Raw genomic sequence first — 19,341 nt, forward strand, 5'->3', positions numbered from 1 at the left:
CCATGAAGAACGACGAACTCTGGCTGACCCTGACCATCGCCGCCGTGTGGGCGGTGCTGGCCGCTGTCTACGCCTTCGTCCCCAGCCTCGGCATGCCCGGCTACGTCCGGGTCTGGGGCGGCGGCGCCGTGCTGTTCCTGCTGCTTGCCGGCCTGCTGACCGCCATCGGCCGCAAGGCGCGCCAGGGCTGACGGGCCAACGGCGAACGAACCGGGGCGAAGGAGCCGGGGCAAAGGGGCTGGACGCAACATCCGGCCCCTCTTGCCGCTCATGACTCCTCAATCGTCATCGTGGCGGTCGTCATCATGATCGTCGGCGCGGGCATGCCGTTCGCCCTTGCCGACGGTACCGTGCGCGGTCCCATCGGCCAGGATGACTTGGCTGGCCATGAGCTTGCCGTGGCGGGTGCGTCCGGTGACGGTGACCGGGTCGTTCGGACGGATGCCTTCCGGCAGGAAGCCCCGGACGGTCACGTCGGCTTGGCTCGCCCCGTCGCTGACGGTCAGCCAGTTGGCACCGACCGCCGTCACCGAGCCGGCGACGGTACCCCACCCCGCGTTGAGCACATCGGCGATCGGCTGCGGCGCCGAGGCCTGCACCGGGGAATGTTTCTGGTCCGCGTAGGCCGTCCCGGCACCCGCCGAGAGCGTCGCGACGAAAAGGGCGAAAGCGGCTGTGTTGCGCATGTCCATTCCTCCATCTCACGGGCGATCAAACGCCCCGATGAGGAGAGCATGGCAAAACGGCCCTGAGCCGAACCTGAACGGCCCGTTCAAGTTCCGTTCAGACGAATCGAAACAGTTCGGCAAACCGCTCCATGCCCGAAGCGCGCCGAACCAATCGATCACTGATTTTGGAAAGGAGAAAGGGATGGTCCATCCGCAAAGGCCTGAACCGTTCAGGCTTTGGGATGGTGGGCGCAGTAGGGATTGAACCTACGACCCCACCCGTGTGAAGGGTGTGCTCTCCCGCTGAGCTATGCGCCCATCCCAAGGAAACCGTTCAGCCGCTTGGCTCGTTTCGCTTTCGCGTCGTGCCCGCCGCTGCGGTGAGGCGGGTTTCTATAGGGCTCGCCCCCACCTGTCAAGCGTCTGTTTCGCACCAATATCAAAGAAACCCGTCAGCCCGGAGACACCGCCCCGTGACCGCCCGCCACCCGCCCCTTTACGCCGGATTGCTTGCGGCCCTCCTGTCCCTAGCTCCCCTGCCCGCCCTTGCGCAGAACTGGCAATTGACCTACCGCGTGCATGTCGGCGGCGTGGCGGTGCTCGACGCGCGGGCGCAGTTATCGCTGTCCGGCGACCGTTACAGCGTGGCAGTGGACGCGGCAACGGACGGCTTTCTCGGCCGCATGTTTCCCTGGCAGACGCATTCGCAAAGCGACGGCGCGGTGCGGCCGGACGGGCTGGCCCCGGCGCGGCACACGCAGGTCAGCACCTTCCGGGGCAAGCCGCGCAACGTGACGCTGGAGTATGACGGGCGCGGCAACGTGCAGGCCAAGGTCACGCCGCCCCCGCAGGACGACGATCGCGAGCCCGTTCCCGAATCGCTGCGCCGCACCACGCAGGACCCGCTCAGCGGCGTGCTGACGGTGCTGTTCGCCGGCCTGCGCGGCGAGGGCTGCGGCCGCAAGGTCCCGGTCTATGACGGGCGGCGGCGCTACGACATGCTGTTCTCGGATCAGGGCATGCAGCAGGTGGGGCAGTCCCGCTACTCGATCTTCTCGGGACCGGCCCGGCAGTGCCGGGTGTCCTACACGCCCATCGCGGGCTACAACCGCACCCCCAACAGCGCCTTCTGGCAGCGCAACCCCGGCCCGGAGGAGCGCCCGCCCGTCGATGTGTGGATCGCGCCGGTGACGCCCGGCGGACCGCCCCTGCCGGTGCGGGTGGAAACCGACAGCGGCTTCGGCGGCGTGGTCGTTCACCTCACGGGCGCCAGCGTGGCGCCCCAAACGGCGGAAAAGCCTTAGGCGTAAAGACGCTCGGCGGACACAGCTACCGGGGACTGGGCCACCGGATAATACAGAACCTCGGCCGAGGGGCGCTCGCTCGTGGCTTCCTCGCACAGGCGGCTGAACTCCGCCGCTTGGCGCTGAAGGTCGGAATGGTGGGCCAGCATGCGGTCGAACTCGGCGGTCGCGGCTTCCATCTGGCGGCGGGCAACGGCGCGGGCGGCATCGTCACGGCTGGCTTCGACGGACAGGGTCTTCTGGGGGAAGGAAAGGATCTGGGCCATCGGGTTCCTCCATCGGAAAGACTGGCATCTGCGCGACTGGGCGACGGCCCCATCTAACGGGATTTACCTTTCGTTAGCCACTGTTAATCTCTCATTAACCATGACAAGAGTGGGACCTACGGCCCCGCCCCCGCTGGCCATCCCTCTGGCCCTACCCCGCCAGCCGCTCCAGCGCCGCCGGCAGCTCCGCGAAGTGGTCGAGGATCACGTCGGCGCCGAGGTCCTCCACCGGCATGCGCGGATAGCCGTAGCTCATCGCCACAACCGGGATGCCGACCGCGCGGGCGGCCTTCACGTCGTTGCCGTTGTCGCCGACCATCGCCGCCGGCCCGCCGCCCAACTGCTCCAGCACCCAGGCCAGATGCCGCCCGTCCGGCTTCTTCACCGGCAGCGTGTCGCCCCCGGCCACCGCGCCGAACAGGTCGGACAAACCCAGCATGCCCAGCAGCTTGCGGCTGATGCGTTCCGGCTTGTTGGTGCACAGGCCCAGCCGCACCCCCTGCCCGGCGAGATCCCGCAGGGTCTCCGCCACGTCCGGATAAAGCCGCGACGGCTCGGAGTCTTCATAATAGGTGTCGAGGTAATGGCGCAGGACCGGCTGCACCGTCCCGTCGTCCAGCGGCTCCCCGGTGGCGGCGAAGGCTTGGCGCACCAGATTGGCCGACCCGTCGCCGACCATCGTGCGCACCTGCGCTTCCGTCAGGGCGGACCGGTCGAACCGGGCCAGCGTGCGGTTCAGCACGCGGGTCATGTCCGGCGCGCTGTCGATCAGCGTGCCGTCCAGGTCGAAGACGACGGAGGAGAAATGAGTGGGCATCGTGGGTATCCCGATCGCGAGGCTGACGGCCACGTTCGATAGCACGCCCCGCCCTTCCCCGTCATCCGGCCCCCGAATCCGACGAGGCGCCCTTTACAGGACTCCACCACCCCCTTAGACAGGGTTAGCCATTGCGGCGCGGACCGGCCCAACCCTTTGGCCCGAAATGCCTAGATGCCTATGACACGATGACACAAAAGTTGACTTGGGCATTGCGCGCCGACTGTGGCAGTGAATATCCGTGTGATTTGATCAACCCGTTTTCCCGCCGGCCGGCATAACGAACGCGACATTAACGCAGAGATACGCATGACCACCCACCGCCCGCTCGCCTGCGTGATCCTTGCCGCCGGCAAGGGCACCCGTATGAAATCCGACATGCCCAAGGTTCTCCACCGCGTCGCCGGACGGCCGATGGTCGGCCATGTGCTGGCGGCGGTGAAGGCGCTGGACCCCGACCATGTGGTCGTGGTGGTCGGCCCCGGCATGGACGACGTGGCGGCGGCGGTCGCCCCCTACCCCACCGCCGTCCAGCATGAACAGCGCGGCACCGCCGACGCCGTTCACTCCGCCTTCGGCCTGCTGGAAGGCTTCTCGGGGGACGTCGTGGTTCTTTACGGCGACACGCCGCTGGTCACGCCGGACACGCTGCGCGCCATGGTGGCCGCTCGCCGTCAGGCCAGCGACCCGGCGGTGGTCGTGCTGGGCATGCGCCCGGACGACCCGGCCGCCTATGGCCGCCTGATCCTGAACGCGCGCGGCGGGCTGGAGAAGATCGTCGAATATCTCGACGCCACCGAGGACGAGCGCAAGGTCGGCCTGTGCAACGCCGGCCTGATGGCCTTCGACGGCGCGCGGATGTTCGACCTGATCAACCGCATCGGCAACGCCAACGCCAAGGGCGAGTACTACCTGACCGACGTGGTGCAGATCGCGCGCGGCGACGGCATGACCTGCGCGGTGGTCGAGGCCGCCCCGGCCGAGGTGGTCGGCGTCAATTCCCGCGCCGAACTGGCCGAGGTGGAAAAGCTGATCCAGCGCCGCCTGCGCAAGGCCGCCATGGACAACGGCGCCACCCTGACCGACCCGGACACCGTCACCTTCAGCTTCGACACGAAGCTCGGCCGCGACGTGATCGTCGGCCCGCATGTGGTGTTCGCCCCCGGCGTGGTCGTCGGCGACCGGGTGGAGATCAAGTCCTTCACCCATCTGGAGCAGGTGCGCATCGAATCCGGCGCGCAGATCGGCCCCTACGCACGCCTGCGGCCGGGTGCAGAGATCGGCCCGGACGTCCACATCGGCAACTTCGTCGAGGTCAAGAACGCCCGGATCGAGGCCGGCGCCAAGGTCAACCACCTGACCTACATCGGCGACGCGCGGGTGGGTGCGAAGGCCAACGTCGGCGCCGGCACCATCACCTGCAATTACGACGGCTACAACAAGAGCCTGACCGACATCGGCGCCGGGGCCTTCATCGGCTCCAACAGCTCGCTGGTGGCGCCGGTGAAGATCGGCGACGGCGCCATCATCGGGGCGGGCAGCGTCATCACCACGGACGTGGAGGCGGACACGCTGGCCGTGGCCCGCGGCCGGCAGCAGGCTTACTCCGGCTGGGCCAAGCGCTTCCGCGAACGGAAGCAAAACGAGAAAGCGAAAAAGGCGTAACGTAGCCCCGGCCTCGTCGGTCGGACACTCCGTTGCCACCATTCAGGAGTTGCAGGTCCATGTGCGGCATCATCGGCATCATCGGCACGCATGACGCGGCCCCCCGTCTGGTCGAGGGCCTGCGGCGTCTCGAATACCGTGGTTACGACAGCGCCGGCGTGGCGACGCTGGTCAACGGCGCCATCGAGCGCCGCCGCGCCGAAGGCAAGCTGCTGAACCTCGACGCCAAGCTGCGCGAGGCGCCGCTGCCCGGCATCATCGGCATCGGCCACACCCGCTGGGCGACCCACGGCGGCCCGACCGAGGACAACGCCCACCCGCACGCGACCAAGCGCGTGGCCGTCGTCCACAACGGCATCATCGAGAATTACCAGGAGCTGAAGGACGAGCTGATCGGCCACGGCTACGTGTTCGAGAGCGCGACCGACACCGAGGTCATCGCCCACCTCGTCACCTATTACCTGGAAAAGGAAGGCATGACGCCGGTCCAGGCCGCGTCCGCCTCCTTCAAGCGCTTCACCGGCGCCTTCTCGCTGGTTCTGCTGTTCGCGGGCCAGGAACAGCTTCTGATCGGCGCCCGCCACGGCACGCCGCTGGCCGTGGGCTACGGCGACGGCGAGATGTATTTCGCCTCCGACGCCTTCGCGCTGGCCCCGCTGACCAACCGCATCTGCTACCTCGACGACGGCGATTGGGTCGAGCTGACCCGCGAGGGCGCGGTGATCCACGACGCCTCGGACGCGGTCGTGGAGCGCGCGGTGAAAACCACCGCCCTGTCCGGCGCCCTGATCGGCAAGGACGGCTACCGCCACTACATGCTCAAGGAAATCTACGAGCAGCCGCAGGTCATCGGCGACACGCTGAACGCCTACATCAACCCGGTGACCAGCTACATCGCCCTGCCGGAGTTCAACTTCGACATCGCGAAGGCGACCAAGCTGACCATCGTGGCGTGCGGCACCGCCTATTACGCGGGCGTGGTCGCGAAGTACTGGTTTGAAACGCTGGCCCGCCTGCCGGTCGAGGTGGACATCGCGTCGGAGTTCCGTTACCGCGAGGCCCCGCTGCCGGAGGGCGGCGTGGCGCTGTTCATCTCACAGTCGGGCGAGACGCTGGATACGCTGGAGGCGCTGCGCTACTGCAAGCGCCAGGGCCAGAAGATCCTCTCCATCGTCAACGTGCCGGAGAGCACCATCGCGCGTGAATCCGACGCGGTGCTCTACACCATGGCCGGGCCGGAGATCGGCGTCGCCTCGACCAAGGCCTTCACCACGCAGCTGACCACGCTGGCCTGCCTCGCCGTGACGGTCGGCCGCGCCCGTGGCGCGATCCCAGCCGAGCGCATGCAGTCCATCGCCCAGGCGCTGCGCGAGGTTCCCGCCCGCGCCGCCGACGTGCTGGCCCACGACGAGCGCCTGAAGGAACTGGCGCAGGAAGTGTCGGAGGCCCGCGACGTTCTCTACCTCGGCCGTGGCGCCATGTACCCGCTGGCCCTGGAAGGTGCGTTGAAGCTCAAGGAGATCAGCTACATCCACGCCGAGGGCTACGCAGCCGGCGAGTTGAAGCACGGCCCCATCGCGCTGATCGACGAGAGCGTCCCGGTGATCGTGCTGGTCCCCTCCGACGGCCTGTTCGAGAAGACCGTGTCGAACGTGCAGGAGGTCTGCGCCCGTTCCGGCAAGGTCCTGCTGATCGCCGACAAGAAGGGCATCGACAAGCTGGGCGACAAGGTCCGCTGGTCGGTGGAGCTGCCGGCCTGCGACCCGCTGGTCGCCCCGCTGCTCTACGCAATCCCGGTGCAGCTGCTGGCCTATCACGTCGCCGTGCTGAAGGGCACCGACGTGGACCAGCCGCGCAACCTCGCCAAGAGCGTCACCGTCGAGTAAACGCAGACAAAGAAAACCCCCGCCTGGGATGGCAGGCGGGGGTTTTCTTCGTAACGGCGCTTGCGCCGGGCCTTCCTCGGGTGTTTCCCCTCAGAAGTTTAGAAGTTGCTCGACAGCGTCACCAGGAAGGTGCGCGGCGCGCCCGGCATGATGTTGTTGTTGCTGTGGGCGGTCGCGTAGTACTTGCGGTCGAACAGGTTCTGCACATTCAGCTGGGCCTTCACGTTCTCCGTCACGTTGGCGAAGACCGCCGCGTCGAAGCGGGTGAAGCTCGGCAGGGTCACGGCGTTGTCGGCACCGGCGTAAACCTTCGACTGGTGGATCACGCCTAGGCCGGCGGCCCACATCGGCGTGAACTGGTACTTGTTCCACAGCGAGAAGCTGTGGCGCGGCACCAGGGCCACCTGAGCGCCGGCCAGCGCGGAGTTGGTCGTGCTGGTGATTTCCGCCTTCTGCAGCGCGTAGCCGCCGGCGATCTGCCAGTTTTCGGTGATGTTGCCGCTGACGCCCAGCTCGAAGCCGCGCGTGCGCTGCTCGCCGGTCTGGATGACGAAGCCGGGGTTGTTCGGGTCCGGCGCCTGGGTGTTGTCGCGGTTCAACTGGAACAGCGCCGTGGTGAGCGACAGGTTGGGCAGCACGTCCCACTTGGCGCCGACTTCCAGGTTCCGGAACTTCTCCGGCTTCAGGTTCACCGTGGTCGAGGTCAGCGACGAGAACTGGTCGCCGGAGCTGGGCAGGTACGACACGCTGTAGCTGGCGTAGAGCGACAGCGGCTGGATCGGCTTGAAGACCACGCCCAGGCGCGGCGACAGCAGGCCGTCGTCACGGCTGAATTCCTGGCCGTTGCGGTTGTTGTGGAAGTCCACGTTGAAGCGGTCGTAGCGCAGGCCGCCGATCACCTGCCACTGGTCGGACAGCTCGATCTGGTCCTGGATGTAGGCCGCCGCCGTGGTGGTCGTGGTGGACGCGTTGGCGTCCGTGGCGCTCTGCCGGAAGGCGACCGAACGGTAGGTCGTCGGGTTGGAAACCGGCACGCTGATCGACGTGGCGTTGCCGAAATAGCCGGTGTTGCGGAAGCTGTCAGTCTCCTGCCGGCCCAGCTCGACGCCGGCCAGCAGCTTGTGCTTGATCGCGCCGGTGTTGACCGAGAAGATCAGGTCGGTCTGGTTGAACAGGTTTTCGCGCTTGGTCGCGTTGTTGTAGGCGGAAATGCTGACCTGCGTCCCGGCGGCGTTGACCGCGCCCGGGAAGACGTTCTGGTAGATCTTGTCGTAATTGGCATAGCGCGAGCGGTTCCGCAGCAGGACGCTGCTGGAGAACTCATGCTCCACGGTCGCATCGACCGCGTGCGCGTCCACCTTGGAGAAGCTGAGGTCCGGGTTGCCGAAGAAGGTGGACACGTCCGTGTTCAGCGGTGCGCCACGGAAGGACGGGATGCCGCGGTCGGCCGTGCGGTCGTCGCGGAAGAACTCGTAGCCCAGCTTGATCTTGGTCTTGTCGGAGGGCGTCACCGTGACGGTCGGGTTGATGCCGTAGCGCTCCAGCTCGACATGGTCGCGATAGCTGCCGGAATTCTCGACCACCGCGTTCAGGCGGCCGGAAACAATCGGGCCGAACGACTGCCCGACGTCGGCGGTCGCGCGCTTGTTCTCGAACGAGCCGCCTTGGAGGCTGAAGGCCCGGATCGAGCGGCCGTCCGCTTCCTTGATCACGCGGTTGATCACGCCGCCGCCGCCGCCACGGCCGAAGATCATGGCGTTGGAGCCCTTCAAGGCCTCCACGCGGTCGACGTTGTAAAGGTCGCGGTAATACTGCACGTCGTCGCGCACGCCATCGACGAAGAAGTCGGCGGTGGTGTTGTTGCCGCGGATGACCAGCTGGTCACGGTTGCCCTCGCCCTGGGCGGGGTTGATGCCGGGGATGTAGCGCACGACGTCCGCCATGCTCTGCATGGCCTGATCCTTGATCAGCGCCTCGGGCACCACCGTCACCGACTGCGGCACGTCCTGCAGCGGCGTGTCGGTCTTGGTGGCCGTGGTCGAGCGCTTCGCGACATAGCCCTGCACCGGCGCGTCGTCGCCGACCGTCACCGGCCCCAGCACCATGGTGCCCGCCGAACCCGCCTGGGTTTGCGCCTGCTGCGCCTGGGCGGCCCCCGCCAGACACAGCGTCACCAGCGCCGTCGTTGCGTGCAGCCACGCCGCACGGCGCGTCTTGCTGCCCCGTCCTCCAAAACACGCAGCGAACCCGCTGATCGTCCCCGTCATTTTTCAGCCCCATGATCTTTCGCCAAACGAGCGAACCGCCCCCGCATCCCCATGCGATTGCAATTCATTCGCACTTTGGCATTAGTCCATAAGGCGTACGAAACCCCGAGGCAAGGGGTTTCTGATAATAACTCTCATTTTCATAATCAGGCCGCCCGGCCAAACGCAAACGGACCGGCCGATCCGGCCGGTCCGCGCATCTAAGCGTTTGGAAACAGTGCGCGCCGCCCTTACCAGCGGCGCAGCGGTCCCACGTCCACATGGACGAACTTGCTTTCGGGGTAATAGCCCACACCCCCGCCCCGCAACGACAAAGCGGCACGCTGCAACGTGCGCAGCGGCAGGCCCGGCACGCGCAGGTCGATGGCCTTTCCCTGCATGTGATAGCTGTTCTGGGCGACGCCGGAGCCGTCATGCTCGCGCAGCATCGCGTTCGTCTCCGGCGAGCGATAGGCGGACACGATCTCCACCGGGCCACGGCTGCCGATCTTGCGGCTCAGCGCATGCACCAGGTCCAGCAGCTTCGGGTCCATCGGGAAGACGGCCCCGGTGCGGTGGTCGCGCAGCAGGCGGTTGATTTCGCGCATGCCGTCGCGCTGGTAACGTCCCTTGGCCCAATACTCGACCCTCACCCGCTCGCCGGTGTGCAGGTTGAGAAGCGACAGTTGTCGCGGCGGCGCGCGCAGTGCCGCTTCGGACTCTTCCGGTGCAAGGACAGCGGCGGTGGCGGCCGCCGCCAAACCCAGGCGCAACAAGTCCCGCCGGCCGAGCATGGCTGTCCCCGCAGCCACTGGGGTCGACTGGGAATCCGCTGCGGTCATATGGCCTCCAATAGCTCCCAAATCGGGGTGAGCATTGAGGCTCTACCCCTTTCGTTTGAGACCTTTTGGGGACAGCCACCCCCATTGTGTCAAGCGACCAATGGTTAACGACTCGGGGAAGCCGCGGAAACCGTGGAATTTTTTTGAAACGGAAATGGCGCCGCCCGGCGGGGCAGCGTGTTACGGGGCTGAAACACGCCCCGAATCGGCCCTGATTCGGACCGAATTTTCGGGCTGTGATAGAGCACCGCCCGCCGAATGTCCACCGCATGTTTCTCAAATGCCGCATACCGTGGCAATGGCGCAACAGAGTCGCGTCCCATTTCCGTCACGGCGGCGAAAGACACTGTTTAGGCTTCGGTAAGGAATCTACCCCCATAGTTTGGATATCCAAAACAGTGCGTGGCGACATTTTCCGTGCCCACGGCCACCTCTTCCATCCCGTCAGCCGCCTCACCGCTCCGGCCGGATCAACTGGCTGAGGTGCTGGACCGGCACACCCGCTGGATCAAGGGCCAGCCGGGCGGCGCGCGCGCCAATCTGGCGCTGGCGGACCTGGAGGGTGTCGATCTGTCGCAGCGGGATCTGCGCGGGGCACGTCTGGTCGGGGCGAAGCTCGCCCGCTGCCGTCTGGCCGGCACCAACCTCGCCGGGGCCGACCTGTTCGGGGTGGATCTGCGCGACGCCGACATCACCCGTGCCAACCTGATGCAGACCGACCTGCGCGGCGCCCGGCTGCGCGCGGCTGACTTTTCCAACGCCAACCTGCGCGGCGCGGACCTGCGCACCGGCACGCTGGAGCCCGGCGGCACCGCCCGGCGCGGCACCGGTCCCGACGCGCAGGACGCCGACGCCGCCCGCCAGCTGCACAAGGCCGCTCTGGCTATCCTGCAAGGCGGCACCACGGCCGAGGGCGGCATTCCCACCGACCTGACCGGCGCGGTGCTGCGCGGCGCCAACCTGAGCGACGCCGACCTGACCGGCTCCGTCCTTCAGAACGCGGACCTGTCCGGCGCCATCCTCGCCAACGCCAACCTGTCGGGCGCGCGGCTGAACGGCGCCAACCTGTCGGGTGCGCAGCTGGACGGCGCGAATTTCGACAACGCCGACCTCGTCGGCACGCGCATGGCCGACTGCGACCTGTCGCAGACGAACATCGGCAGCGCCTGCCTGACCCGCCCCATCGACAGCGTAGGGTCGGAGATCCAGCGCGCCATCTTCGACCACGAGCGCTGGATCGACAGCTTCGGCCAGCGCGGCGAGCGGGCGGAGCTGGACGGCGCCGACCTCAGCCGCGCCGACCTGCGCAACGTGAATCTCAGCGCGGCCTCCTTGCGCGGCGCCAATCTGTCGGCGGCGGCGTTGACCGGCGCGCGGCTGATGATGGCCGACCTGTCCGGAGCCAATCTGGAGGGTGCCAACCTGATGGGCGCGGACCTGTCCGGCGCCAACCTCAGCTACGCCAAGCTGTCCGGGGCCGACCTGACGCGCGTCCATCTCGGCCCGGCGGAGATCAAGGACCCCACCGGCCGCCCGACTGGCCGGTCCTGGGCCGCCAACCTGATGGGGGCGGACCTGCGGCAGGCCCTGCTCGTCGGCTCCTGCATGACGCAGGCGAACCTGACCGACGCCGACCTGGAGAACGCCGACCTCGACGGCGCAGACCTCGCCGGCGCGAAGATCCAGCGCGCCCACCTGAACGGCAAGAACGCCCGCCGTCGCTGATCCCGCCTCGTCGCCAGGGCTGACGCGTTTGAAATCCCCTGCCGATTGAACAGCGTTTGGGCTGACATCCACCTCCCCTCCACGTCATCCCCGCGCAGGCGGGAATCCGGAAGTTTGACGCTTAAGCGCCTGAACGGACGGAATTGCCGCCTCTTGCGCCGGCACAGCCAGCGCTGACGCCGTCAGGCGGATCGAAGATCCGCTGAGAGCCTTCACGGAAATGATTATGGAAGGGGAGCTTCCTCGCGGGAGGCAACGTCAGCGGCTCAACGCCCCTTGCTTCGCCGCAAAGTCCACTTGAGATAAGCCGCATGCCATGTAATATTTGCGGTCATGGACGATATTGACCGCAAAATCATCGCTCACATGCAGGCTGACGGGCGTGCTTCCTACGCCGACATCGGAGCGTCCGCCGGCCTGTCCGTTTCCGCCGTCAACGAACGGCTGAAGAAGCTCCAGGCAAGCGGCGCCATTGAGGGCTACAGCGCGCGGGTGTCCGCCAAGGCCGTCGGCCTCGACGTGCTGGCCTTCGTGGAGGTGCTGCTGGAACGCCCCGAGCACGACGCCCCGTTCCGCGCCGCGATGCTCGCCATGCCCGCCGTGCAGGAATGCCACCACGTGACCGGGGAGTGGTCCTATCTGCTGAAGGTGCGCGTGGCCGACACCAGCGCGCTGGAACGCTTCCTGTCCGAACAGCTGAAGACGCTGCCCGGGATCGTGCGCTCCCACACGGTGATCGCCCTGTCCTCGGTGAAGGAAACCCCTGCCCTGCCGGTGGAGTAAGGTCATGGACACGCTGCCTGCCCTGCTGAAGGGCCTCATCATCGGCCTCAGCATCGCCGCCCCGGTCGGCCCCATCGGCCTGCTGTGCATCCGCCGCACGCTGGCCGAGGGACCGGCGCACGGCTTCGCCAGCGGCCTCGGCGCCGCGACGGCCGACGCGGTCTACGGCGCCATCGCCGGATTCGGCGTGGCCCTGGTCACCGACGCGCTGATGGGTGGGCAAGTCGCCCTGAAGCTGTTCGGCGGTCTGATGCTGCTGTATTTCGGCTGGACCACGCTGCGCGCCCGCCCGGCCGAACGGCCGGCGGAGGCGAAAGGCGGCGCCGGGCTGGCCGGGGCCTACGCGTCCACCTTCCTGCTGACGCTCGCCAACCCGGCGACCATCCTCAGCTTCGCCGCCGTGTTCGGCGGACTGGGCGTCGCGTCCGGAGCGAACGACAGCACGACCGTCGCCGCCGTGCTCGTGGCCGGCGTTTTCGTCGGGTCCGCCATGTGGTGGTTTGCGCTCAGCGCCTCGGTCGGCGCCTTTCGGCAACGGGTGACTCCCGCCGCCATGCTGTGGATCAACCGCGCGTCGGGCGCGGTGCTGGGGGGATTCGGCGTCGCGGCGCTCGCGTCGCTCCTCTAACCCTCACCCAGCCCTTACAGAAGCGTGGTGACCGGGCCGCCCAGCACGATCGTGGCGACCACCAGCAGCGCGACGGCGATAAGCTTCTCGCTCATCGTCCAGCGCTGCCAATCCTTCTTGAAGCTCTTCAATTCACGGGCCATGGCAACCTCCGCCATCCCTACTGTCCGTTCCTGCGACGATCTTGCGCTTGACCGATTGCTGTTTGGTTAACGTCGGGCAGCAATCGACTCTTCCATGAAAATGCCACAGCTCTGAAAGATAAACGACTGATCCATATCAAATAGAGAGCAAAATCCGCTAAAATTTTCGCACTTGCGAGATCAACCGTCTGAATCCATTGCGGTTCCCTCGAATGGAAGGGTTTTAGGCCCCCGTTTCCACCCCAGATAAAGAGACAGTGCTGATGGCGGAGTGCGTGGCGTGACCGGGCTGAAAATCGGATTGGCGCTGGGCAGCGGGGCGGCACGCGGCTGGGCGCATATCGGCGTGCTGCGCGCCTTGGCCGAAATCGGGATCGAACCGGACGTGATCTGCGGCACGTCCATCGGCGCCGCCGTGGGGGCCGCCTACCTGACCGACCAGATGGATGAACTGCAGGGCTGGGCGCAGAGCATGGGCTGGCTCGGCATGCTGGGCATCATCGACATCACCTTCCGGCGCGGCGGCCTCGTCGCCGCCGAACGCGCGTTCGAGCGGTTCCGCAATGACCGCACCGAAGTGACCATCGAAAGCCTGCCCAAGCCCTTCGCCGCCGTCGCCACGGATCTCTCCACCGGCCGCGAGATCTGGCTGCGCGAAGGCCCCCTGTTACCCGCCGTCCAGGCGTCGGCCGCCATGCCCGGTCTGTTCCCGGCGGTGCGGCACGACGGGCATTGGCTGGTGGACGGCGCGCTGGTCAACCCGGTTCCGGTGTCGCTGTGCAGGGCGCTCGGCGCGGACATCGTCATCGCCGTGAACCTGAACAGCGAATTCTCGCCACTCGGCCGCCCGGCCATGCGCGCCCCGGCGGTCACCCCACCCGCGCCGGCCCCGGTTCCCGCCGCAACGCCCATTGCAGCGGCGGGCGACGCCGCCTCGCCAACCTTCACGCTGAGCGCGCAGATCGCCTCCTGGCTCGGCCGCCGCCCCGGCCCGCGCACGCGCTTCCTCGCCAACCAGCTGGAGCACACCGCGACGCCGAACCCGAACGTGATGGAGGTGATGGCCGGCTCCATCGACATCATGCAGGACCGCATCACGCGCTCCCGCCTCGCCGGCGAGCCGCCGGACGTGCTGATCGCCCCCCGCCTCGCCCACGTCGGCATTCTGGAGTTCGACCGCGCCGAGGAGGTGGTGGAAATCGGCTACGCCACCGCCTCCGTCTGCCGCCCGGCCATCGAACTGGCGCTCCGGCGGGCGTGAGGCTTCTTGAAGCGGCGTGGAACGGCGGGCAACAATTCACACGGATTTCGCCGATTAACCACGGATTACACGGATGTTTCTCCGTTCAAGACCGGCTTTGCCCGGTTCGTCAACGGCGCCGCCAAGCTCAAGTATAAAATCCGTGAAATCCGTGCCTGATCTTGTTCAACACCCCTGAACGTCACACGAGGATTACCCCGGCCACATCCAGGTCAGTTCGTGCTTGTTATGGTGCAGGTGCAGCACGCGGCTGCCCGGAATGGCCGCGAAGGCCCGCGCCGTCTCGTGGTCGGTCTCCGCCTGGAATTTCAGCGTGCAGATAAAGCGCTTGGCGAGGCCGCTTTCCCTCCACTGGTTCACCAGCCGCAACAACCGCGTCGGGTAGCAGATCACGTCGCAGCACAGCCAATCCACCGGCCCCACGTCCTGCGGTTTCAGGCCGAAGGCGCTCTCCTGGCGGAACTCGACGCGGGGCAGCGCCGCGATGGCCGGGTCCAGCGGCGCTTTGTCCACGCTGACGACGCTGGCGCCCAGCTCGTGCAGCACCCAGGTCCAGCCGCCCGGACAGGCGCCCAGGTCGATGCAGCGGTCACCCGGCCCCGGCTGCTCGCCGAACAGGGTCAGCGCCTCCCACAGCTTCAGATAGGCGCGGTTGGGCGGAGCGGTCTTGTTCTCGACGAAATTCACCTCGCCGTGCCGGTAGGGGCTGGAGCAACGCGCCGCCGCGACGATGGTGTTCTCGTCCAGCAGAGTCCAGGACCCCAGCGGCGCCGTTGGCAGAGGTGACGGGAAGACCACCGGCTTGGCCGAGACGTGCGGCAGGTTTTCCTGGATCAGGTTGGCGCGGCGGTGATGCCGGATCGACCAGAGCGCCCAGTTGCGCTGGATGCCGCGCAGGGCCTTGGCCCCGTCCTTGATCGAGGCGATCTCGATCTTCACCGGGTCGTGCCAGATATTCTGCGCCCAGGCCGCCGGCCGCGCCTGGCCGGGGGCGAAGACCAGCCGGTCCTCCACCGCCGACACGTCGCCCAGTTCCGCGACGAGGTCGTCCACGAAGCCTTCCGGCGCGAGATAGATGGTCTCCCCCAACGCGGTGTGATTGGGTGGGGTGCGGTTCGGCGGGGTGTCGTTCGGCGGCGCGTTCATGCCGTGGGGCTAACGCCCCTGGCCGGCGAATGCAAGCGCGCGGTCGAAGAAATCCACGACCTCGCGGTTCAGCCGTTCATGGAAGGCCGCCCGGTCGAAGCCCGGCGGGTCCTGAGCCGGTGGCCCTGCCTCGGCAACGGCAAAAGCCGGAAAGGGCATGACGAAGGCGAAATGCCCAGCACCGTCCACCACCACATACTCCGGCGGTCTGGGCAGACGGTCGCGCACGCCCTCCAACTGCGCCGCACCGACCAACTCATCCAGCTCCGCCCGGTACAGCCGGACCGGAACGGTCACCTTGGCGAAGGCGTTCTCGCCGAACATCGCGGCAACCGGCGCCATCGCCACGACGGCGCGCAGCCGCCGGTCGTGGGCGCCGATGACGCCCTGCCAGTGGGGTCCCCCACCACGGCAAAATCCGGGATCCTCCCGTTGCGTGGCGCAATAGGCGGCGATGTGCCCCAGGTCGGCGACGGCGCCCGCCGCCGCCAGAACGGTGAAGCCACCGGCCGACATACCGAGCGCGCCGATCCGATCCGCATCCACACGCCCCCCGAACTCCGGGTCGGCAAGCACCGCGTTGAGCGCGGCCGAAAACTGGACCGGACGGTTCTTCCACATCCGTTCGGTGCCGACATCCCCGTTGTCGTCGAATGTGTTGCCCCCGTGGTGCACCGCCGCCACCACATAGCCCCGCCGGGCCAGCGCCATCGCCGTGTCGCCGTGATTGAGCGCACTGCCTCCGGAACCGTGCGACACGACCACCAGCGGATGCCGCCCCGCAGCCACCGGCGCCCCATCGGCCGCCATGAAGGTGAAGGGGCCGCGCCGCACCGGGCCCTCCGGCTCGGTCGTCGGGTACCAGACGACCATCCGGCCGAGGCCACCCCGCGCCGGATCGGGAAAGCTCAGCGTGCGCATGCCGACCTCGGCCGCCGCTCCGCACGCCCAGCCCAAGCAAAGCACCACCGCCAACGCCGACACGAATTGCCTCATGCCCATCTCCACCAAGGATGGTAACGGAGCATATCCGAAGGTGGCGCGGGCACCTCCTTTCGGCGCGACCTGTGACAATCCGTCGCGACATGGCGGCGCAAGCGCGGCACCTGATCCAGATCAATTGACAGTCATTCTCAATCGCATTAAATGGGCGAAGCAACAACGCACACTCCCCACCGTCGAGGGCTCATGTACGTCTGCATCTGCCACGCGCTGAACGACAAGCAAGTCAAGCAGGCCCTCGACAACGGCGCGCGCACGCCGGCCTCCGTTTTCCGCCACTTCGAACGTCAGGTTCAGTGCGGCAAATGCGTTCCCATGATGCGCGACATGGCGCAGGAACACTGCGCCAACCAGTGCCCCAGCTGCCCCAACCAGCACCAGCGCGCGCCCGAACCGGCCAACGCCGACGCCTTCGCCTACGGCATCGCCGCCGAGTAACGGCGGACCTCCCTCTCCCACCTCCCGGCGAGCGGCCGCGCCGCGATTGCGACACGGCCACGAAAACGGGCCTGCCCGGACGGGCTGCGACAAACTGCCTTCGGCATATGCTTTTGGTTCGGTTGACGAACCGCGGCGGATGCGGCAGAACAACGAACGAACAAAACAGCAAAAACTTAGAAAAATGCGAGCGGGACCAACCGCCCGCAAGAGGGGACGCACCAAACATCAATCCGACTTCGGAAACCGGGCAATGCCATTTCATACAAATGAAAGGCACGCCCGGCCGGTTTTCTTTTGGCAATGCAGCAAATTTGATTTTGCGCTGCACCCTGCTTGGCATCAGCGACCTGTTCAAACGCTGAAAACTGCAAGCGCCAGCGGAAGTTGCCACCGGCCGATACCGAAGCGATGCAAGAGGGGAACATCATGCGCCGTAACCAACGGCAAGCACACGACCTCCTGTGCCGTGACCTTGTCCTGCACACCGCCGAACGGCTCGACCGGCTGCGGACCATGGTGGAGCGGTCCGGCCTGCAAGAGCGCGAGGAGCTTGAGCGCACGCTCGACACCTTGCGCGGGCTCCGCAACCGCGTGATGGCGCGGGTGGAAGCCGCCCACATCGCCGCCGAGGACGCTTGGCCCTTCGCCCGCGCCACGGCCGATCAGTCCATCGAGGAACTGATGGCCGGCCTGGACGCCGTCGAGAACCGGCTGAAACGGGCCGCCGCATAACCGGCGGTCGGATTGCGGTTCAAAGCCCCCTCTTCCTTACGGGAGGGGGGCCTCCAATTCCGCCTTCACGGATTCCACGGGCATCATGATCATCACGGTCGTGCCCCGGCCGGAGGCGCTGCGCAGCTCCAGACGCCCGCCGTGGGCCTCGACGAAACGCTTGGCGAGCGGCAGGCCGAGCCCCGTGCCGGGCTGCGACTTCGTCATGTAGTTGTTCACCTGCCGGAACGGCTCCAACGCCACGAGAAGGTCGTCTTCGGACATGCCGACGCCGGTGTCCGCAATGGACAGCACGATGGCATCCGCCCCGCGCCGGTTCGCCTCGACGCGCACCACCCCGCCGGACGGCGTGAACTTGACGGCGTTGGACAGGATGTTCAGCACGGTCTGCCGCAGCCGGACCGCGTCGGCCTCGACCACGAGGTCGGGCGCCACCGCCCCCGCCTGCAGCAGCAAGCCCTTGCGTGCGGCCAGCGGCTCGACCAGCTCCAGGCATTCCGCCAGCAGATCGGCGACGCGCACCGGTTCGGGATGCAGTTCCAGCCGCCCGGCCTCGACCTTCGCCATGTCCAGCACGTCGTTCACCAGCTGCAACAGGTGCCGGCCGGAACCGTGAATGGCCGTGACATACTCCTGGTGCTTCGGCGGGCATGGTCCGAAGATGCCGGACAGCAGAGCCTCGCTGAAGCCGATGATGGCGTTCAGCGGCGTGCGCAGTTCGTGGCTCATGTTGGCCAGGAAGTCCGACTTGGCGCGGTTCGCGGCCTCGGCGTGTTCCTTCTCGGCCTCCAGGCGGCGGCGCTGCTCCATCAGCATGGCCTCGCGCGCCTCGCGGGCGTCGATTTCCGCCTTATGCTGCCGCCGCCGGGACCGCACCATCACCCCCGCCAGCGCCAGGGACGTCAGGCAGGCGGCGATGCCGCCGGCCGTAACGGTCCAGCGGGATTCCAGCAACTTGCCGCGCACCTGCGCCTCCGGCACGCCCAGCACCACCGACCAACCCGTCTCGGGCGACCGGTAGGTCACCGTGTAGGCCTCCTGCCCGTCCTTCATCACCGTCCGCAGCAGCCCATCCCGCTTGGACGTCAGCGCGTCTTCCAGGGATTTGGTAATCCGTTGCCCGACGTAATGCTCCGGTTCGCGGGATCGGGCGGCAATGATCAGGGCCGGGTCGATGGCCGCGATGGTCCAGCTGCTCGGCAGACCGGCGGCCCGCACCACCGCGTCCAGACTGTTCAACCCGACCGCCAGCGAGAACACGCGGCGGACCCGATCCACCTCCAGAACAGGCGCGCGGATGATCAGAGCCGGCCGTCCCGGCGGCCCGCCCGGCGGCAGAATTCCACCGACGACCGACCGGCCGGTCGCGATGACCTGCCGCGTCACGTCGTCCAGCCGCGGCGGCGGCAGGGCGGCCCCCAGCGGAAATTGCGTGTGGAACAGAAAGCGGAACGTCTCCGCGTCGATCAGCCCGACGGCCAGCCAGCCCGGCTGGTTCTGCACCGCCTCGATCGCGTAGGTCTGCAGCGTCGGCAGATCGTGCATGGTGCTGCGGCCCAGCGCCGCCAGCAGTTCCAGCGGGCGCGCCTGGCTCGCCAGTTCACGGTCGATGGCCAGCGAGAGGGTGCGCGCGTGACCGCGCAGCTCCGCCTCCACCTCGTCCTGCTGCTTGTGGTCGAGCGCCCAAACCACGACGACCATGAACAGCAGCAGTGGCGCGATGGTGGCGAGACCAAGCCCGAATGAGGAGGAGGGCAGGCGCAAGGGCGTCTCCGGCGGATCGGCG

Annotated in this window: 19 protein-coding genes and 1 tRNA gene; 10 read left to right on the plus strand and 10 right to left on the minus strand. The window is 67.4% G+C overall.

The features are described from left to right. Positions 1-2: 2 nt before the first annotated feature. Positions 3-191, plus strand: a complete 189-nt coding sequence (locus J2852_RS09035) for a hypothetical protein (protein WP_209874109.1) — start codon at positions 3-5, stop codon at positions 189-191. An 87-nt stretch (positions 192-278) separates the two neighbouring features. On the opposite strand, the gene J2852_RS09040 is transcribed toward J2852_RS09035, so the two are convergent. Further along, positions 279-686 carry a hypothetical protein gene (locus tag J2852_RS09040; protein WP_209874113.1) on the minus strand — a complete coding sequence of 136 codons (408 nt, stop codon included), beginning with the start codon at positions 684-686 and terminating at the stop codon, positions 279-281. Between the two features lie 225 nt (positions 687-911). Next, a tRNA-Val gene (locus tag J2852_RS09045) sits at positions 912-986 on the minus strand. 155 nt (positions 987-1,141) lie between these two features. On the opposite strand from J2852_RS09045, the gene J2852_RS09050 reads away from it, so the two are divergent. Continuing rightward, positions 1,142-1,972, plus strand: coding sequence for a DUF3108 domain-containing protein (locus tag J2852_RS09050; protein WP_209874116.1), 831 nt, complete (start codon positions 1,142-1,144; stop codon positions 1,970-1,972). On the opposite strand, the gene J2852_RS09055 is transcribed toward J2852_RS09050, so the two are convergent. After that, the gene (locus J2852_RS09055; RefSeq protein WP_209874119.1) at positions 1,969-2,238 is read right to left on the minus strand and encodes a hypothetical protein; all 270 of its coding nucleotides are present in this window, start codon (positions 2,236-2,238) and stop codon (positions 1,969-1,971) included. The genes J2852_RS09050 and J2852_RS09055 overlap by 4 nt on opposite strands. 151 nt (positions 2,239-2,389) lie before the next feature. Continuing rightward, entirely contained in the window at positions 2,390-3,055 is a 666-nt protein-coding gene (gph, locus tag J2852_RS09060) for a phosphoglycolate phosphatase (RefSeq protein WP_209874122.1), read from the minus strand. 309 nt (positions 3,056-3,364) lie between these two features. Between gph and glmU the strand changes: the two genes are divergently transcribed. Both glmU and glmS read left to right on the plus strand, forming a co-directional pair. Beyond that, the gene (glmU, locus tag J2852_RS09065) at positions 3,365-4,720 is read left to right on the plus strand and encodes a bifunctional UDP-N-acetylglucosamine diphosphorylase/glucosamine-1-phosphate N-acetyltransferase GlmU (RefSeq protein WP_209874125.1); all 1,356 of its coding nucleotides are present in this window, start codon (positions 3,365-3,367) and stop codon (positions 4,718-4,720) included. Between the two features lie 59 nt (positions 4,721-4,779). Beyond that, positions 4,780-6,606 (plus strand): glutamine--fructose-6-phosphate transaminase (isomerizing), encoded by a 1,827-nt coding sequence (glmS, locus tag J2852_RS09070; RefSeq protein WP_209874128.1) that lies wholly within the window; start codon positions 4,780-4,782, stop codon positions 6,604-6,606. A gap of 98 nt (positions 6,607-6,704) precedes the next feature. Here the strand turns inward: glmS and J2852_RS09075 are convergent, their stop codons facing one another. Both J2852_RS09075 and mepK read right to left on the minus strand, forming a co-directional pair. Beyond that, complete coding sequence (locus J2852_RS09075) at positions 6,705-8,873, minus strand: TonB-dependent receptor (protein ID WP_209874131.1); 2,169 nt, start codon at positions 8,871-8,873, stop codon at positions 6,705-6,707. A gap of 230 nt (positions 8,874-9,103) precedes the next feature. Further along, positions 9,104-9,694 carry a peptidoglycan L,D-endopeptidase MepK gene (gene mepK, locus J2852_RS09080; protein ID WP_209874134.1) on the minus strand — a complete coding sequence of 197 codons (591 nt, stop codon included), beginning with the start codon at positions 9,692-9,694 and terminating at the stop codon, positions 9,104-9,106. Positions 9,695-10,111: 417 nt separating this feature from the next. Between mepK and J2852_RS09085 the strand changes: the two genes are divergently transcribed. The 3 genes from J2852_RS09085 to J2852_RS09095 all read left to right on the plus strand — a co-directional run bounded on the left by J2852_RS09085 (position 10,112) and on the right by J2852_RS09095 (position 12,830). Next, complete coding sequence (locus J2852_RS09085) at positions 10,112-11,419, plus strand: pentapeptide repeat-containing protein (protein ID WP_209874137.1); 1,308 nt, start codon at positions 10,112-10,114, stop codon at positions 11,417-11,419. A gap of 333 nt (positions 11,420-11,752) precedes the next feature. Beyond that, positions 11,753-12,202: an Lrp/AsnC family transcriptional regulator gene (locus J2852_RS09090; RefSeq protein ID WP_209874140.1), complete on the plus strand. Its 450-nt coding sequence runs from the start codon at positions 11,753-11,755 to the stop codon at positions 12,200-12,202. Between the two features lie 4 nt (positions 12,203-12,206). Beyond that, a complete protein-coding gene (locus tag J2852_RS09095; protein ID WP_209874142.1) occupies positions 12,207-12,830 on the plus strand; it encodes a LysE family translocator in 624 nt (207 codons plus the stop codon). A gap of 14 nt (positions 12,831-12,844) precedes the next feature. On the opposite strand, the gene J2852_RS31995 is transcribed toward J2852_RS09095, so the two are convergent. Then, positions 12,845-12,973 (minus strand): hypothetical protein, encoded by a 129-nt coding sequence (locus J2852_RS31995; protein WP_281418434.1) that lies wholly within the window; start codon positions 12,971-12,973, stop codon positions 12,845-12,847. A 280-nt stretch (positions 12,974-13,253) separates the two neighbouring features. On the opposite strand from J2852_RS31995, the gene J2852_RS09100 reads away from it, so the two are divergent. Beyond that, positions 13,254-14,234, plus strand: a complete 981-nt coding sequence (locus J2852_RS09100; RefSeq protein WP_343206704.1) for a patatin-like phospholipase family protein — start codon at positions 13,254-13,256, stop codon at positions 14,232-14,234. 192 nt (positions 14,235-14,426) lie between these two features. Here the strand turns inward: J2852_RS09100 and J2852_RS09105 are convergent, their stop codons facing one another. Together J2852_RS09105 and J2852_RS09110 are read right to left on the minus strand one after the other, a co-directional pair. Continuing rightward, positions 14,427-15,380 (minus strand): SAM-dependent methyltransferase, encoded by a 954-nt coding sequence (locus J2852_RS09105; RefSeq protein WP_209874148.1) that lies wholly within the window; start codon positions 15,378-15,380, stop codon positions 14,427-14,429. Between the two features lie 9 nt (positions 15,381-15,389). Beyond that, positions 15,390-16,376, minus strand: a complete 987-nt coding sequence (locus J2852_RS09110) for an alpha/beta hydrolase family protein (protein ID WP_209874151.1) — start codon at positions 16,374-16,376, stop codon at positions 15,390-15,392. 192 nt (positions 16,377-16,568) lie between these two features. Here J2852_RS09110 and J2852_RS09115 point away from each other — a divergent pair, with 192 nt between their 5' ends. After that, positions 16,569-16,820: a (2Fe-2S)-binding protein gene (locus tag J2852_RS09115; protein ID WP_209874154.1), complete on the plus strand. Its 252-nt coding sequence runs from the start codon at positions 16,569-16,571 to the stop codon at positions 16,818-16,820. 429 nt (positions 16,821-17,249) lie between these two features. Continuing rightward, positions 17,250-17,555: a hypothetical protein gene (locus J2852_RS09120; protein ID WP_209874157.1), complete on the plus strand. Its 306-nt coding sequence runs from the start codon at positions 17,250-17,252 to the stop codon at positions 17,553-17,555. Positions 17,556-17,591: 36 nt separating this feature from the next. On the opposite strand, the gene J2852_RS32000 is transcribed toward J2852_RS09120, so the two are convergent. Further along, positions 17,592-19,319 (minus strand): sensor histidine kinase, encoded by a 1,728-nt coding sequence (locus J2852_RS32000; protein WP_209874160.1) that lies wholly within the window; start codon positions 19,317-19,319, stop codon positions 17,592-17,594. Positions 19,320-19,341 lie beyond the last annotated feature (22 nt).

It is taken from the genome of Azospirillum soli (assembly GCF_017876165.1).
GTDB classification, from domain to species: Bacteria; Pseudomonadota; Alphaproteobacteria; order Azospirillales; family Azospirillaceae; genus Azospirillum; species Azospirillum soli.

Excerpts from the sequence above, each read along its gene's own strand:
- J2852_RS09035 (WP_209874109.1), top strand. The coding sequence starts at position 3 with ATGAAGAACGACGAACTCTGGCTGACCCTGACCATCGCCGCCGTGTGG.
- J2852_RS09040 (WP_209874113.1), bottom strand. The coding sequence starts at position 686 with ATGCGCAACACAGCCGCTTTCGCCCTTTTCGTCGCGACGCTCTCGGCG.
- J2852_RS09055 (WP_209874119.1), bottom strand. The coding sequence starts at position 2,238 with ATGGCCCAGATCCTTTCCTTCCCCCAGAAGACCCTGTCCGTCGAAGCC.
- gph (WP_209874122.1), bottom strand. The coding sequence starts at position 3,055 with ATGCCCACTCATTTCTCCTCCGTCGTCTTCGACCTGGACGGCACGCTG.
- glmU (WP_209874125.1), top strand. The coding sequence starts at position 3,365 with ATGACCACCCACCGCCCGCTCGCCTGCGTGATCCTTGCCGCCGGCAAG.
- glmS (WP_209874128.1), top strand. The coding sequence starts at position 4,780 with ATGTGCGGCATCATCGGCATCATCGGCACGCATGACGCGGCCCCCCGT.
- J2852_RS09075 (WP_209874131.1), bottom strand. The coding sequence starts at position 8,873 with ATGACGGGGACGATCAGCGGGTTCGCTGCGTGTTTTGGAGGACGGGGC.
- mepK (WP_209874134.1), bottom strand. The coding sequence starts at position 9,694 with ATGACCGCAGCGGATTCCCAGTCGACCCCAGTGGCTGCGGGGACAGCC.
- J2852_RS09090 (WP_209874140.1), top strand. The coding sequence starts at position 11,753 with ATGGACGATATTGACCGCAAAATCATCGCTCACATGCAGGCTGACGGG.
- J2852_RS09095 (WP_209874142.1), top strand. The coding sequence starts at position 12,207 with ATGGACACGCTGCCTGCCCTGCTGAAGGGCCTCATCATCGGCCTCAGC.
- J2852_RS31995 (WP_281418434.1), bottom strand. The coding sequence starts at position 12,973 with ATGGCCCGTGAATTGAAGAGCTTCAAGAAGGATTGGCAGCGCTGGACG.
- J2852_RS09105 (WP_209874148.1), bottom strand. The coding sequence starts at position 15,380 with ATGAACGCGCCGCCGAACGACACCCCGCCGAACCGCACCCCACCCAAT.
- J2852_RS09110 (WP_209874151.1), bottom strand. The coding sequence starts at position 16,376 with ATGAGGCAATTCGTGTCGGCGTTGGCGGTGGTGCTTTGCTTGGGCTGG.
- J2852_RS09115 (WP_209874154.1), top strand. The coding sequence starts at position 16,569 with ATGTACGTCTGCATCTGCCACGCGCTGAACGACAAGCAAGTCAAGCAG.
- J2852_RS09120 (WP_209874157.1), top strand. The coding sequence starts at position 17,250 with ATGCGCCGTAACCAACGGCAAGCACACGACCTCCTGTGCCGTGACCTT.